This window comes from Massilia paldalensis, from assembly GCF_044901715.1.
GTDB lineage: Bacteria > Pseudomonadota > Gammaproteobacteria > Burkholderiales > Burkholderiaceae_D > Telluria > Telluria paldalensis.
Genome location: NZ_JBJCIU010000004.1, coordinates 323,611 through 337,111, shown reverse-complemented (window position 1 = coordinate 337,111; position 13,501 = coordinate 323,611). Strand labels below are relative to the sequence as shown.

9 protein-coding genes are annotated in these 13,501 nt (G+C 70.3%); 7 read left to right on the top strand and 2 right to left on the bottom strand.

The genetic code is table 11. The features are described from left to right. Positions 1-37: 37 nt before the first annotated feature. Positions 38-1,306, top strand: coding sequence for a PepSY-associated TM helix domain-containing protein (locus ACI1V7_RS20840; protein ID WP_404533764.1), 1,269 nt, complete (start codon positions 38-40; stop codon positions 1,304-1,306). Between the two features lie 116 nt (positions 1,307-1,422). Here the strand turns inward: ACI1V7_RS20840 and hemL are convergent, their stop codons facing one another. Next, the gene (gene hemL / locus ACI1V7_RS20835) at positions 1,423-2,715 is read right to left on the bottom strand and encodes a glutamate-1-semialdehyde 2,1-aminomutase (protein WP_404533763.1); all 1,293 of its coding nucleotides are present in this window, start codon (positions 2,713-2,715) and stop codon (positions 1,423-1,425) included. Positions 2,716-2,724: 9 nt separating this feature from the next. Continuing rightward, on the bottom strand, positions 2,725-3,546 hold the full coding sequence (thiD, locus tag ACI1V7_RS20830; RefSeq protein WP_404533761.1) for a bifunctional hydroxymethylpyrimidine kinase/phosphomethylpyrimidine kinase: 822 nt from the start codon (positions 3,544-3,546) through the stop codon (positions 2,725-2,727). A gap of 221 nt (positions 3,547-3,767) precedes the next feature. Here thiD and ACI1V7_RS20825 point away from each other — a divergent pair, with 221 nt between their 5' ends. The 6 genes from ACI1V7_RS20825 (at position 3,768) to ACI1V7_RS20800 (ending at position 13,470) form a co-directional block, all read left to right on the top strand. Next, a complete protein-coding gene (locus tag ACI1V7_RS20825) occupies positions 3,768-3,920 on the top strand; it encodes a rubredoxin (protein ID WP_029755924.1) in 153 nt (50 codons plus the stop codon). A gap of 140 nt (positions 3,921-4,060) precedes the next feature. Beyond that, positions 4,061-4,456 carry a response regulator gene (locus tag ACI1V7_RS20820; RefSeq protein WP_404533759.1) on the top strand — a complete coding sequence of 132 codons (396 nt, stop codon included), beginning with the start codon at positions 4,061-4,063 and terminating at the stop codon, positions 4,454-4,456. A gap of 41 nt (positions 4,457-4,497) precedes the next feature. After that, positions 4,498-4,866, top strand: a complete 369-nt coding sequence (locus tag ACI1V7_RS20815) for a response regulator (protein ID WP_404533757.1) — start codon at positions 4,498-4,500, stop codon at positions 4,864-4,866. A gap of 1 nt (position 4,867) precedes the next feature. Beyond that, complete coding sequence (locus tag ACI1V7_RS20810) at positions 4,868-5,473, top strand: chemotaxis protein CheW (RefSeq protein ID WP_404533755.1); 606 nt, start codon at positions 4,868-4,870, stop codon at positions 5,471-5,473. A gap of 37 nt (positions 5,474-5,510) precedes the next feature. Then, positions 5,511-7,898 carry a methyl-accepting chemotaxis protein gene (locus ACI1V7_RS20805; RefSeq protein WP_404533753.1) on the top strand — a complete coding sequence of 796 codons (2,388 nt, stop codon included), beginning with the start codon at positions 5,511-5,513 and terminating at the stop codon, positions 7,896-7,898. A 19-nt stretch (positions 7,899-7,917) separates the two neighbouring features. Further along, on the top strand, positions 7,918-13,470 hold the full coding sequence (locus ACI1V7_RS20800; RefSeq protein ID WP_404533751.1) for a hybrid sensor histidine kinase/response regulator: 5,553 nt from the start codon (positions 7,918-7,920) through the stop codon (positions 13,468-13,470). The last annotated feature ends 31 nt before the right edge of the window (positions 13,471-13,501 follow it).

Genomic DNA, 13,501 nt, shown 5'->3' with positions numbered 1-13,501 from the left:
TATTTGCATTTCCACCCGATTCTGAACACAGGTCGACATGCGCGCTTTCTGGACCCCGATCCACCGTTACCTCGGCCTGCTGACGGCAGCCTTCCTGTTCGTCAGCGGCATCACCGGCGCCATCATCTCCTGGGACCACGAGCTGGACGACGTGCTCAATCCCCACCTGATGGAAGCGCACACAGCCGGCAAGCCGCAGTCGCCGCTGGAGCTGGCGCGCCAGGTCGAGGCGCGCTATCCGGAGATCCGCGTGTCCTACGTGCCGCTGAGCGTGGAGCCGGGCGAATCGCTGGCGCTGGGCGTGTCGCCGCGCTTCGACCCCGTCACCCAGGACTTGACCAAGCCGGGCTTCAACCAGGTCTTCGTCGACCCCGTCAGCGGCGTCGAGCTGGGCAAGCGCGAGTGGGGCGCCGTGTGGCCCATCACCCAGGAAACCTTCGTCTCCTTCCTGTACCGCCTGCACTACACGCTGCACATCCCGGCGATGTGGGGCATCGACCGCTGGGGCCTGTGGCTGATGGGCGGCATCGCGATGATCTGGATGGTCGACAGCTTCGTCGGTTTCTACCTAACGCTGCCCGTGCGCCGCAAGAAGAACGCGCTGGAAGCGCGCGCGCCGGCCACCGGCAAGACGTGGTGGCAGCGCTGGAAACCGGCGTGGAAGGTGCGCTGGAAGGGCGGCAGCAGCAAGCTGAATTTCGACCTGCACCGCGCCTTCAGCCTGTGGACGTGGATGCTGCTGTTCATCCTCGCGTTCACGGCGTTCTCGCTAAACCTGTACAACGAAGTCTTCTACCCGGTGATGCGCAAGGTGTCGCAGGTGACGCCGACCCCGTTCGACACCCGTCCGATGGCCGACAAGCAGCACTACGTCGTGCCGCGCCAGCCCTTCGCCGACGTGATCGCGCGCGCCGGCCAGGAAGCGCAGCGCCGCGGCTGGAGCGAACCGGTCGGCGCCATCTATTATTCGCAGGAATTCGGCATCTATATGGTGAGCCTGTACAAGCCGGGCGACGACCACGGCACGGGCGGGGTCGGTCCCGCGCTGCTGTACTACGACGGCACCGATGGCCGCCTGCTGGGCGAGCGCCAGCCGTGGAAGGGCACGGCCGCCGACATCTTCGTGCAGGCCCAGTTCCCCCTGCATTCGGGCCGCATCCTGGGCCTGCCGGGCCGGATCCTGATCTCGGCGATGGGTCTCGTCGTCGCCATGCTGAGCGTGACCGGCGTGATCATCTGGTGGCGCAAGCGGGCCTCGCGCAGGGTGGCGGTCGCGCAGCGGCACGCGGCGGTGCAGCAGGTATAGGCAATATAAAACCACGTCGTCCCTGCGAAGGCAGGGACCCAATTTGCACGCGCTGCGATAGCGCCAGCAGTAATTGGGTCCCTGCCTTCGCAGGGACGACGTTTTTGGGCTATTACTTATGCCAGGCGCGCAAACACCCGGCGCGCCGCCTCCACCGTCTCGGCGATGACGGCATCGTCATGCGCCGCCGACACGAAGCCAGCCTCGAACATGGCCGGCGCGAAATACACGCCTTCGTCCAGCATGCCGTGGAAGAAGCTGTTGAAGCGGTTCTTGTCGCCCGCCATCATCTGGCCGTAGCTGGACGGCACGGTGGCCGAGAAGTACATGCCGAACATGCCGCCCACGGCGTCGGCGCAGAAGTCGATGCCCGCTTCCCTGGCCGCCGCCGTCAGGCCGTCGACCAGCTTGAGCGTCTGGGCCGACAGTTTCTCGTAGAAGCCCGGCTCCTGCACCAGCTTCAGCGTGGTCATGCCGGCCGCCACGGCGACCGGGTTGCCGGACAGGGTGCCGGCCTGGTAGACCGGGCCCACCGGCGCCATCTTTTCCATCAGGTCGGCGCGGCCGCCGAAGGCCGCTACCGGCATGCCGCCGCCGATGACCTTGCCCAGCGCCGTCAGGTCCGGGGTGATGCCGTACAGGGCCTGGGCTCCGCCGAGGCCCACGCGGAAGCCCGACATGACTTCGTCGAAGATCAGCACGGCGCCGTATTCGGTGCACAGTTCGCGCATGCGGCGCAGGAAGTCCGGGTTGGCGCGGATCAGGTTCATGTTGCCGGCCACGGCTTCCACGATCACGCAGGCGATGGTGTCGCCCATCGACTGGAACGCGTCTTCCAGCTGCGGGATGTTGTTGTAGTCCAGTACCAGCGTGTGTTTGACGAAGTCTTCCGGCACGCCGGCCGAGGTCGGGTTGCCGAAGGTCAGCAGGCCCGAGCCGGCCTTCACGAGCAGCGAATCGGCGTGGCCGTGGTAGCAGCCCTCGAACTTGACGATCTTGTCGCGGCCCGTGGCGCCGCGCGCCAGGCGCAGCGCGCTCATGGTCGCCTCGGTGCCGGACGAGACCAGGCGCACCTGCTCGATCGACGGCACCAGGCGGCACAGCTCCTCGGCGATCTCGATCTCGCCCTCGGTCGGGGCGCCGAACGACAGGCCGCGCGCGGCCGCGTCCTGCACGGCCTTGATCACCTGCGGATGCGCATGGCCGACGATGGCCGGGCCCCAGGAACCGATGTAGTCGATATAGCGCTTGCCGTCCGCGTCCCAGAAGTAGGGACCTTCGGCGCGGGTGATGAAGCGCGGCGTGCCGCCGACCGAACGGAAGGCGCGGACCGGCGAGTTCACGCCGCCCGGCGTGGTCTTCTGGGCGCGGGCGAACAGGATGTCGTTTTTCGAAGTGGAATCGTTCATGGGTGGCTATCAGCAGGCGCCGCCGGGGGCGCGATAAAGTTTATTGGGAATCAGGCGGCCCATGCCGAAGCGGCAGGCATGCTGCAGGGCGCCGCTGGTGTAGTCCTGGGCCGCGGCGAGGGCGTCGGCGGCCGTCGCGCCGCGCGCCATGCCGGCGGCCAGCGCGGCCGACAGCGTATTGCCGGCGCCGACGAAGGGGCCGGGGAAATGCTGGCCCCAGGACAGGCTGGCGGCCAGGCCGTCGCGGTCGTACAGGTTGTTGGCGCGCACGCCGTCGCCGCCGCCGATGCCGGTGACGAGCACATGGCCGCAGCCGAGCGCCGTCAGTTCGTCGACGTCGTCCTGCAGCGGCGCCTCGCTAGTGGGGTCGCGCCAGCAGTCGGCGAAGCGCGCCAGTTCCGGCTGCGACAGCATCAGCACGCTGGCTTGCGGCACCAGCAGCTGGTGCAGGAGGGTCAGCAGGTCGTCGTCGCGCACGCCCCAGTCGGGCAGGCTGCTCGTGAACGGATCCAGTACGAGGGGCACGTCGGCATAGTCGGACACGATTTCGGCGACCGCCGCCACCTGCTCCAGCGTGGCCAGCGTGCCGACCTTGATGGCGGCGATCGGCATGTCCTCGAGCAGCATGCGGGCCTGGTGCACGACCAGGCTGTGGTCGACCGGCTGGACATCGTCGACGCGCGCGGAATCCGCCACCAGGAGGCCGGTCACCACGGACAGGCCGTGGCAGGCGTGCATGGCGAAGACGTTCAGGTCCGCATGGACACCCAGGGCGCCGACCGGATCGGCGGGGCCGAACGTGAGAATGAGTGGAGACGGTTGGTTTTGCACAGCGCGTAGATTAAGATCCAGACTTTCGAATCGCATTCTACTAGAGTGAACCACGAATGGCCTACTGCGCGTTGCACTGGCGGCCTGCGATGCTCACTGTACTCCTCGTACAGCTGTGCTTCTCGGCCACCATTGCCGCCGCTCGCTACGGCCCTTCGCGGTTCCATCACACCATAAGGAACCACAACGTGAGCAATGATACGCAGCCTTACCAGACCTGGATGTGCCTGATCTGCGGATGGGTCTACGACGAGGCCGCCGGCGCGCCCGACGACGGCATCGCCCCCGGCACCCGCTGGGCCGACGTGCCGATGAACTGGACGTGCCCGGAATGCGGCGCGCGCAAGGACGATTTCGAGATGACCGCCATCTGATTCTTGCCTGTCCAATAAGGGTCTTGACACCCCGTCAACCCTTTCCGGCCTGTCTGGTTGCTCCATAGCAACGCATCGCGCACAGCGACGGTTGCCTATGCTATCGTGCGTTTTCATGCTGAAGTGAAACGAATATGACGATGCAAGCGACAGGCCTGACGATCATGGTGATCGACGACAGCAATACCATCCGTCGATCCGCCGAGATCTTCCTGAGCCAGGCCGGCTACCAGGTGGTGCTTGCCGAAGACGGCTTCGATGCCCTGGCCAAGATCAACGACCACCATCCGGCGCTGGTGTTTTGCGACATCCTGATGCCGCGCCTGGACGGTTACCAGACCTGTGCGCTGATCAAGAAGAGCGCCAGATTCCACGCGACCCCGGTCGTGATGCTGTCATCCAAGGACGGCCTGTTCGACCGCGCGCGCGGCGCGATGGTCGGTTCCAGCGCCTATCTCACCAAGCCGTTTTCCAAGGACAGCCTGCTGGCCGTCGTGCGCGAGCACGCCCCGGCCGACGAACGAGCACGCCCGTAAAGACGCCAACCAGCACGCCCGATCCACAAGCGCAGCCCGCCATGACCATACAAAAAATCCTGATCGTCGACGATTCCCCGACCGAACGCTACTACCTGACCGACATCCTCGTGCGCAACGGCTTTTCCGTGACCACCGCCGACAACGGCGAGGATGCGCTGGCGAAGATCCGCGCCGAGCGCCCCCAGCTGATCCTGATGGACGTCGTGATGCCTGGCGCGAACGGCTTCCAGGTGACCCGCGCGATCGCCCGCGATCCCGAACTGGCGGCCGTGCCCGTGATCATCTGCAGCAGCAAGAACCAGGAAACCGACCGCATCTGGGGCATGCGCCAGGGCGCCAAGGATTATTTCGTCAAGCCGGTCGACGAAGGCCAGCTGCTGGCGCGCATCGCCACCCTCGGCGCCTGAGATGGCGGCCACCGACGACCTCGCGGGCACGGGCGGCAGCGCCGCCGGCGCCCATGCCGCGCGCCGCACGCGCCTGCGCCAGTACCAGGAACAGCTGCTCGAACGCATGCTCGCCGCGCGCACCAGCAGCGGCGCGCACGCGCACCAGCTGGGCATCGAGATCGGTGCCAGGCGCTACCTGCTCGACCTGCTCGAGGCGGGAGAAATCGTGCCGCTGCCCGCGATCGCCCCGGTGCCGTTGACGCAGGCCTGGTACCTGGGCCTGGCCAATGTGCGCGGCAGCCTGGTCGGCGTGGTCGACCTGGCGCGCTATCTGGAACAGGGAACGGAACAAGGACAGGACGGCGCGCCGCCGGCCGGCAGTGCGCGCCTGGTGACCTTTGCCGCGGGCCTGGGCTTTCCCTGCGCGCTGCTGGTGGACCGCGTCGTCGGCCTGCGCCAGGCCGCCGACATGACGCCCGCCGCCATGACGCCGGAAGGCGGCAGCCTGCGCGATGCCGACGGCCGGGAGTGGATTCCCCTGTCGCTGGCCGGCCTGGTGCGCGAGGAGCGCTTCCTGCAGATCGGCCTGCAAGACCCGCACGGCACCCCGCACTCCGGCGCGTGAGCCGGACAATCACAATCAAGTCTGAACTGGAGCTGGAATGGGATTCGCATCCAAACTGCCGCTGAATTTTCTCGCCAAGGACAAGGGCCGGCGCGCCGACGACGCCGATGGCGCGACCGTGCTGGCGTCCCCGGACACCCAGTTCAACCTGGGAGGCGCCACCGCAGCCGCTTCCGGCCCGGCGGCCGCGCCTGCCGCCGCGGGCGCGCGGGTAGGATCGGCCAGCGCCGCCGCGCTGCGCCTGGGCAGCCTGCTGCGCCGGCGCCGCCGCGGCGATGCCGGAAACCCGTCCGCGTCCGGCACGGCAGCCGACGCCGCGCCGGCGGACGACGACCTGCGCCTGCCCCTGATCGGCCACCTGTCGCTGCCGCGCCAGCTGCGCATCCTGATGCTGGCCTGCGCCGTCGGCATCCTGCTCACCATCCTGTCGCTGTGGAAGAACGCCGGCAGCGGCGCCGTCGCCGCCAGCCAGACCCAGATCGCCAGCGAGGCGCTGATGCACTCGCAGCGCGTCGGCAAGGCGGCGCCGAACGCCATGCAGGGCGTGCCGGCCGCGTTCGCCCAGCTCGAGGACAGCCGCCGCGAACTGGGGCGCGACCTCGACCTGCTGGCGCGCGGCGGCATCTACAACGGCCAGGACATCCCGGCCGCGAACGGCGACCTGGCGGACCAGCTGGCGGCCGTGCGCAAGAAGTGGGCGGCCTCGGACGCCTCCGCGATCAGCATCCTCAAGATGAAGCGCGAGCTGGTCGGCTTCGACAAGAACCTCAAGCAGCTCGACATCCTGGCGCCGGAGATGCTGGCGCTGACCGAGAGCATCCTGACCGAGCGCAGCGCGCGCGGCGGCAGCCCGCGGGAACTGGCCGCCCTCGGCCGCATGATGATGCTGACCCAGCGCCTGTCGCGCAGCGCCAACGAATTCCTGACCTCGGGCGGCATCACCCCCGAGACCGCGTTCCAGATGGGCCGCGACACCACCACCTTCCGTGCCACCGTGGACGGCCTGCTGGCCGGCAGCACCCAGCTGGGCCTGGCCGCCGTGCGCGAGCCGGACCTGCGCATCAAGCTGGGCGAGGTGCAGGCGAAGTTCGACGTGTGCCAGGGACTGATCGCCGGCTTCCTCGGCCACCTGTCCGACCTGACGGCCGCCAAGGCCGCCGAGCAGGCGATCTTCCACGACAATGAAGACCTGCGCGCCCAGCTGGGCCGCCTGCAGTCCGCGCTGCGCGCCGGCGAGGGCGCCGGCCCCTGGTTCTGGCTGCTGGTCGCCTCCGCCGTGTTCGCGCTGGCGACGGCCGGCTGCATCTCGCGCGTGATGCTGCAGGATTCGCGCAACCGCACCCGCGGCGCCGACGCGCGCCGCCAGGAAGCGGAAGCGATGCGCCTGCTGGCCCAGGCCAAGGAAGAAGAAGCCAAGGCCACCAACGACCAGAACCAGGCCGCGATCCTGCGCCTGATGAACGAACTGCAGGAAGTGGCGGACGGCGACCTGACCGTGGCCGCCACCGTGTCCGAGGACATCACGGGCGCCATCGCCGACTCGGTCAACTACACGGTCGAGGAATTGCGCGGTCTGGTGGTGCGCGTGATCGACACGGCCGAGCAGGTGGGCGGCGCCTCAAGCCAGGCCCAGGACGTCTCCAGCGAACTGCTGGTCGCGGCCGGCCAGCAGTCGCGCGAGATTCAGGACGTCTCGGCCACCGTGCTGCGCATGGCCGGCGAGATCACCGAGGTGTCGAGCTCCGCGAAGGAATCGGCCGAGGTGGCGCGCCAGTCGGTGGCGGCGGCCGAGCAGGGCGCCACCGCCGTGCAGAACGCCATCAAGGGCATGGGCGAGATCCGCGAGCAGATCCAGGAAACCTCCAAGCGCATCAAGCGCCTGGGCGAATCCTCGCAGGAGATCGGCGAGATCACGGAGCTGATCTCGGACATCACGGAGCAGACCAACGTGCTGGCGCTGAACGCGGCGATCCAGGCGGCATCGGCCGGCGAGGCGGGGCGCGGCTTCTCCGTGGTGGCGGAAGAGGTGCAGCGCCTGGCGGAACGCTCGGCCGAAGCGGCCAAGCAGATCGGCGCGCTGGTGCGCACCATCCAGACCGACACCCACGACGCCGTGGCGGCGATGGAAAAATCGACCCAGGGCGTGGTCGAGGGCGCGCGCCTGTCCGACGCGGCCGGCGCCGCGCTGGCCGACATCTCGGGCGTGTCGAACCGCCTAGCCGAACTGATCCAGGGCATGGCGACGGCGGCAGGCCAGCAGGCGACGGCGGCCAACGGCGTGGCGCATAATATGCAGCACATCCTGGCGATCACCGAGCAGACCCAGGGCGGCACGCAGCACACCGCCCAGTCGATCCGCCAGCTCGCCGCGCTGGCGCAGGAGCTGAAGGACTCGGTGTCCCGCTTCCGCGTGTCTGCTGCTTGAGGACTCTTTAAGGCATTCAATGACCCAGTTTTCGCCGGCGTACGCGCCGCACTTCGACGCCGGTCCCCTGTCCTGGGTGATCGGGGAAATCCGCGATGCCCTCGCGCGCTCCGCCGATGCCCTGCGCGACGCCGCCGCGCGCACGCCCGATGCGCGCCCGACCCTGCTGCTGCACGCCAAGTCGCACCTGCACCAGGCCCACGGCGCCCTGCAAATGGTGGACGTCAAGGGCGTGGGACTGCTGACGCAAGGCGCGGAAAACGCGATCGACCGCTTCAAGGACGGCACGCTGGCGCTCGCCGACGAGGCCATCGCGGTCGTGGACGAAGCCTACCGGGCGCTGGTCGACTACCTGGACGAACTGCTGGACGGTAGCTCCCCGCAGCCGCTGCGGCTGTTCCCGTATTACCGCAGCCTGCAGGAGCTGCTGGGCGCCGAGCGCGCGCATCCGGGCGCGCTGCTGGACCTGGAGCTGGCGCCGGAACACCTGCCGCCGGCGCAGGATGCCGAAGCGCCCGACTATGCCGCCTGCCGCGCGCGCTTCGAGAAGGCGCTGCTGCCGTTCATGCGCGCCGCCGACGATGCGGCGCGCCGCCCCCACGCCGAAGCGATGCGCGATGCGCTGGCCCCCGTCGCGGCGGCGCAGCGCGATCCGCAGCTGCACGCGTTCTGGCTGGCGCTGCAGGCCGTGGCCGGCCTCGCGGCTCAGGGCCAGGTGGACAACGACCTGCACCTGAAGCAGCTGTTCGGCCAGGTCAACCTGCAGCTGCGCCGCCTGGCGCAGGGCCAGGAGGGCTTGTCCGAGACACTGCTGCGCGACGCCCTGTTCCTGGTGGCGCAGGCGGCCGAGCCGACCCCGGATGCGCTCCTGCTGCGCGCCGCCTGGCGCCTGGACGGCCAGGTGCCGCCGGATTACCTGGAACGCCGCTACGGACGCATCGACCCGGGCGCGCTGAAGGATGCCAAGGAAGCGCTGCAGGAAACCAAGGAGGGCTGGGACCGCATCGCCAGCGAGGGCGGCGACGTGCCGGAAGGCGACTTCGACGCCGCGCTGGCCAAGCTGGCCGGCGCCAGCGAGAAACTGGGCGCGCCGGCGCTGGCGCAGCTGCTGCGCGAGCTGGGCGAGGCGGCCGGCAAGTCGGTGGCGGGCAGTGCCAGCGACCGTTTCGGCATGGAGATGGCGCAGGCCATGCTGTTCGTCGAGCACGGCCTGGACCAGGTGCGCCAGCTGCCGGACGATTTCGGCCAGCATGCCGAGGCCGTCGGCCAGCGCCTGCTCGCGCTGGCGCAGGGCGAGACGCCGCCCGAGGCGCCCGAGTGGCAGGGCGAACTGGCGCGCGAGCTGCAGCAGGGCCAGACGGTGGCCGTGCTGGCGGGCGAGATCCGCACGGCGCTGCGCCAGGTCGAGAAGCTCGTCGAGGACTACCACGAGCACCCCCGGCACACCGAGGCCCTGGACCGTGCCGACCCACTGCTGCACCAGCTGCAGGGCGCGTTGGCGATCCTCGACCAGCACGAGGCCACGGCCGCCGTCGAGCACGTGCGCGGCGCGCTGCGCGGTCTCGCTGCCGCCGATCTTGCCGCTGATCCATCCGTCGCAGCCGAGGCACGCGCCGCCACGCTGGACAACCTGGCGCGCAATATCGGCGCGCTCGGCTTCTTCGTCGACGCGCTGGCCCAGAACGTCGACAACGCGCGCCGCCGCTTCCGCTTCGACCCCGAGGAGCGCCTGTTCCGCGAGCTGCCGTTCGAGGCGCTGCAGGATGCCCTGCCGGTGGCGCTGCCGCCGGAGGAACCGGACGCCGCGGCCCAGCCGCAGCCCGCGCCGGAGCAAGAGTCGGAGCCCGAGCCCGAGCCGGTCCCCGCCGCCGGCGTGCCGCAGGACGACGGCGCCGTCGAGGCGGAGCTGCTGGAGATCTTCATCGGCGAGGCGCGCGAGGTGCTGGATGCGGTGGGCACGGCCTTGCCGGGCGCGCATGCCGCCCCGGCCGACCAGGACGGGCTCGCGCGGCTGCGCCGTTCCTTCCACACGCTCAAGGGCAGCGGGCGCATGGTGGGCCTGGAACAGTTCGCCCTCGCGGCCGCCGCCGTCGAAAAGACGATGAACATGTGGCTGGCCGAGGAGCGCGCCGCCACGCCGGACCTGCTGGCCCTGCTGGATGCGGCCCACGCCGAGCTGTCGGCCTGGGTCGAGGAGCTGGCGACGCAGGGCGGCACGGCGCGCGACGGCGCGGCGCTGGCGGCAGCCGCCGCGCGCGTGCTGGACGGCGGGAAGTTCGCGCCCGATGCGGACGCCGCGGACCAGGCCGCGGAGGCGGACGAGCCGGAAGCCGCGCCGGAATCAGGAGCGGAAGCAGGAGCGGAAGGAGGAGCGCAAGGAGGAGCGGAAGCAGGGGCGGAAAGCGCGCCCGAGGCGCAGGCAGACGCCGTCAAGCAGATCGGCGAGCTCGCCATCCCGCTGCCGCTGTACGAGATCTACCTGGGCGAAAGCGCGGAGCTGGTGCGCTTGCTGGGCGAGGACTTCGCCGGCTGGCGCCGGGAGCCGGAGCGCGCCGTGTCGGCGCCCGCCCTGAAGGCGGCCCATACGCTGGGCGGCACCTCGGCCACGGTCGGCTTCAACGCGCTGCGCGCGCTGGCCAATGCGCTGGAAGAAGTGCTGCAGGTGGCCTTGCCGCCGCTGGACGCCGCGCAGTTCGACCTGCTGGACGAAGCGCTCGATCGCATCCGCATCATGCGCCAGGTGTTCGCGCTGGGCGAACCGGCGCCGGCCCAGCCGGAACTGCTGGCGCGCCTGGAAGCGCTGCGCGACGAGCTGGGCAGCCGGCGCGCCGACGCCGTCATGGGCGGCGCGGAACCGGAACTGGCCGCGCGTCTCGACGCGCTGTTCGCCGCCACCTACGAGAGCATCCTGGCCGAGCCGCCGCTGGCCGGCGCGCTGCCGCTGCCGGCCGCCACCGAACTCGCGCCGCGCGCCGTGGAGGCGCGCCCGCCCGACCCGGCCGTGGCCGAGGTCGACGACTTGTTCGATACCTATTTCGACGACCCGTTCGCCACGCCCGCACCGGCGCTGGAACAGGCGCAGCCGGAACCGCAGCCGGCCCACGAGGCCGACGCGACGGCCCCGGTGGAAGACGAGATCGACTTCGATGCGCTGTTCGCGCCGGCACCGGCACTGACACCGGAATCTGAGCCCGCGCCCGAGCCGCCGGCCGTTGTCGACGAACCCGCGCCCGCGCAGGCGGCGGACGACGTGTCCGCACTGCAGCTCGACGTGCCGGAGCGGGAAGCGGAAGAAGCGGAAGAAGAAGCGCAAGCGGACGAGGACGAGGAAGCGCCCGCGCTGGCCACGGAGCCCGTGTTCGTCGACGAGCTCGATCCAGACCTGCTGCCCGTGTTCATGGAAGAGGGGGCCGACCTGCTGCCGCAGATCGGCCAGGACCTGCGCCAGTGGCAGCAGGATCCGCACGATGCCGGCGTGGCCCACGGCCTGCTGCGTGCCCTGCACACCGTCAAGGGCAGCGCGCGCATGGCCGGCGCGATGCGCCTGGGCCAGCACGTGCATGCGCTGGAAACCCAGGTCGAGAACATGCTGCACGCCGGGACCACGAACCAGGCGGCCTTCGACGAACTGCTGGCCAACTACGACCAGGCGCAGCTGCTGTTCGAGCAGCTGCAGCAGCCTGCCGCCGCCGAGGCCGTGCCGGACGGTGCGGCCGTCCCCGCCGCGGATGCCGTTCCCGCCGCCCCGGCCGAACGTGCGCAGCCCGCACCCGCGCCGCTGGTGCGGGTGCGCGCCGACATCCTCGACCGCCTCGTCAACCAGGCCGGCGAAGTGTCGATCACGCGCTCCAAGCTGGAGACCCAGGTCGGCTCGATCAAGGGCGCGTTGTCCGATTTCTCGGACAACGTGGCGCGGCTGCGCCGCCAGCTGCGCGAGATCGAGATGCAGGCCGAGTCGCAAATTGCATCGCGCCTGTCGATCGCCGGCGAGCGCGAATTCGATCCCCTCGAGTTCGACCGCTTTACGCGATTGCAGGAACTGACGCGCATGCTGGCCGAAAGCGTCGACGACGTGGCCTCGTTCCAGGACGGCATGACACGCGCCGTGGATGCCGCCGGCACCGACCTTGCCGCGCAGGCGCGCCTGACGCGCGACCTGCAGCGCGACCTGATGCGGGTGCGCATGGTGCCCTTCGCCAGCCTGTCGGAACGCCTGTTCCGCGTGGCGCGCCAGACGGCCAAGGAAACCGACAAGCGCGTCAACCTCGACATCCGCGGCGGCGCCGTGGAAATCGACCGCAGCGTGCTGGAACGCATGGCCGCGCCGTTCGAGCACCTGCTGCGCAACGCCATCGTCCACGGCATCGAGGACCGCGCGGCGCGCGCCGCCGCCGGCAAGCCGGAGACGGGCGAATTGCTGGTGCAGGTCAGCCAGCAGGGCAACGAGGTCGCGCTGCGCTTCGCCGACGACGGCGCGGGCCTGGACCTGGAGCGTATCCGCGAACGGGCGCGCGCGGCGGGCCTGGCGTCGGCGGACGAGGAGATCACCGATGTGGATGCGGCCGAGCTGGTGTTCGAGCCGGGCCTGTCGACGGCAGACACCCTGACGGAGCTGGCCGGCCGCGGCGTGGGCATGGACGTCGTGCGCTCCGAAGCGCGCGCGCTGGGCGGGCGCGTGGAGGTGGCCAGCGAAGCGGGCCGGGGCGCCGCCTTCACCATCCACCTGCCGTTGACGCTGGCCGTCACCCAGGTGGTGCTGGTGGCGGCCGGAGCGCGCACCCATGCGCTGCCGGCGACGCTCGTCGAGCAGGTGCTGCAGGTGCGCGAGGCGGACCTGGAAGCGGCGCGCGCGCAGGGCACGCTGGCCGTGCAGGGCGAGCCGCTGCCCCTGCATTACCTGCCGGCGCTGCTGCGCGAGCCGGGCGGCAGCGGCGCGCAATTGGGCGCCCAGCGCTCCTATCCCGTGCTGGTGCTCCGGAACGGCGCCGTACGCATCGCGCTGCAGGTCGACGAGGTGCAGGGCAACCGCGAGGTCGTCGTCAAGAACATCGGCCCGCAACTGGCGCGCATGCCCGGCATTGCCGGCGCCACCGTGCTCGGTTCGGGCGAGATCGTGCTGATCCTCGATCCGGTGCTGCTGGCCGGGCCGGACGTGCGCCTTCCCGGCGGCGACGCGCCCGCCCCGGCGCAGCCGCTCGTGCCGGCGCGCGTGGCCACGATCATGGTCGTCGACGATTCGCTCACCGTGCGCAAGGTGTCGCAGCGCCTGCTCGAGCGCGAAGGCTATCGCGTGCTGCTGGCCAAGGACGGCGTCGACGCGCTGGAACAGATGCAGGAGACGCAGCCGGACCTGATGCTGGTCGATATCGAAATGCCGCGCATGGACGGATTCGACCTGACGCGCAACGTGCGCGGCAACGAGGCTACCCGGGCGCTGCCGATCGTCATGGTCACGTCGCGCACGGCGGACAAGCACCGCAACTATGCGCGCGACCTGGGCGTGGATGCGTATTTCGGCAAGCCGTTCCAGGAGGATGCGCTGCTGGCGGAGATTGCGCGGCTGTTGGCCTGAACCCGTCGTCCCTGCGAAGGCAGGGACCCAG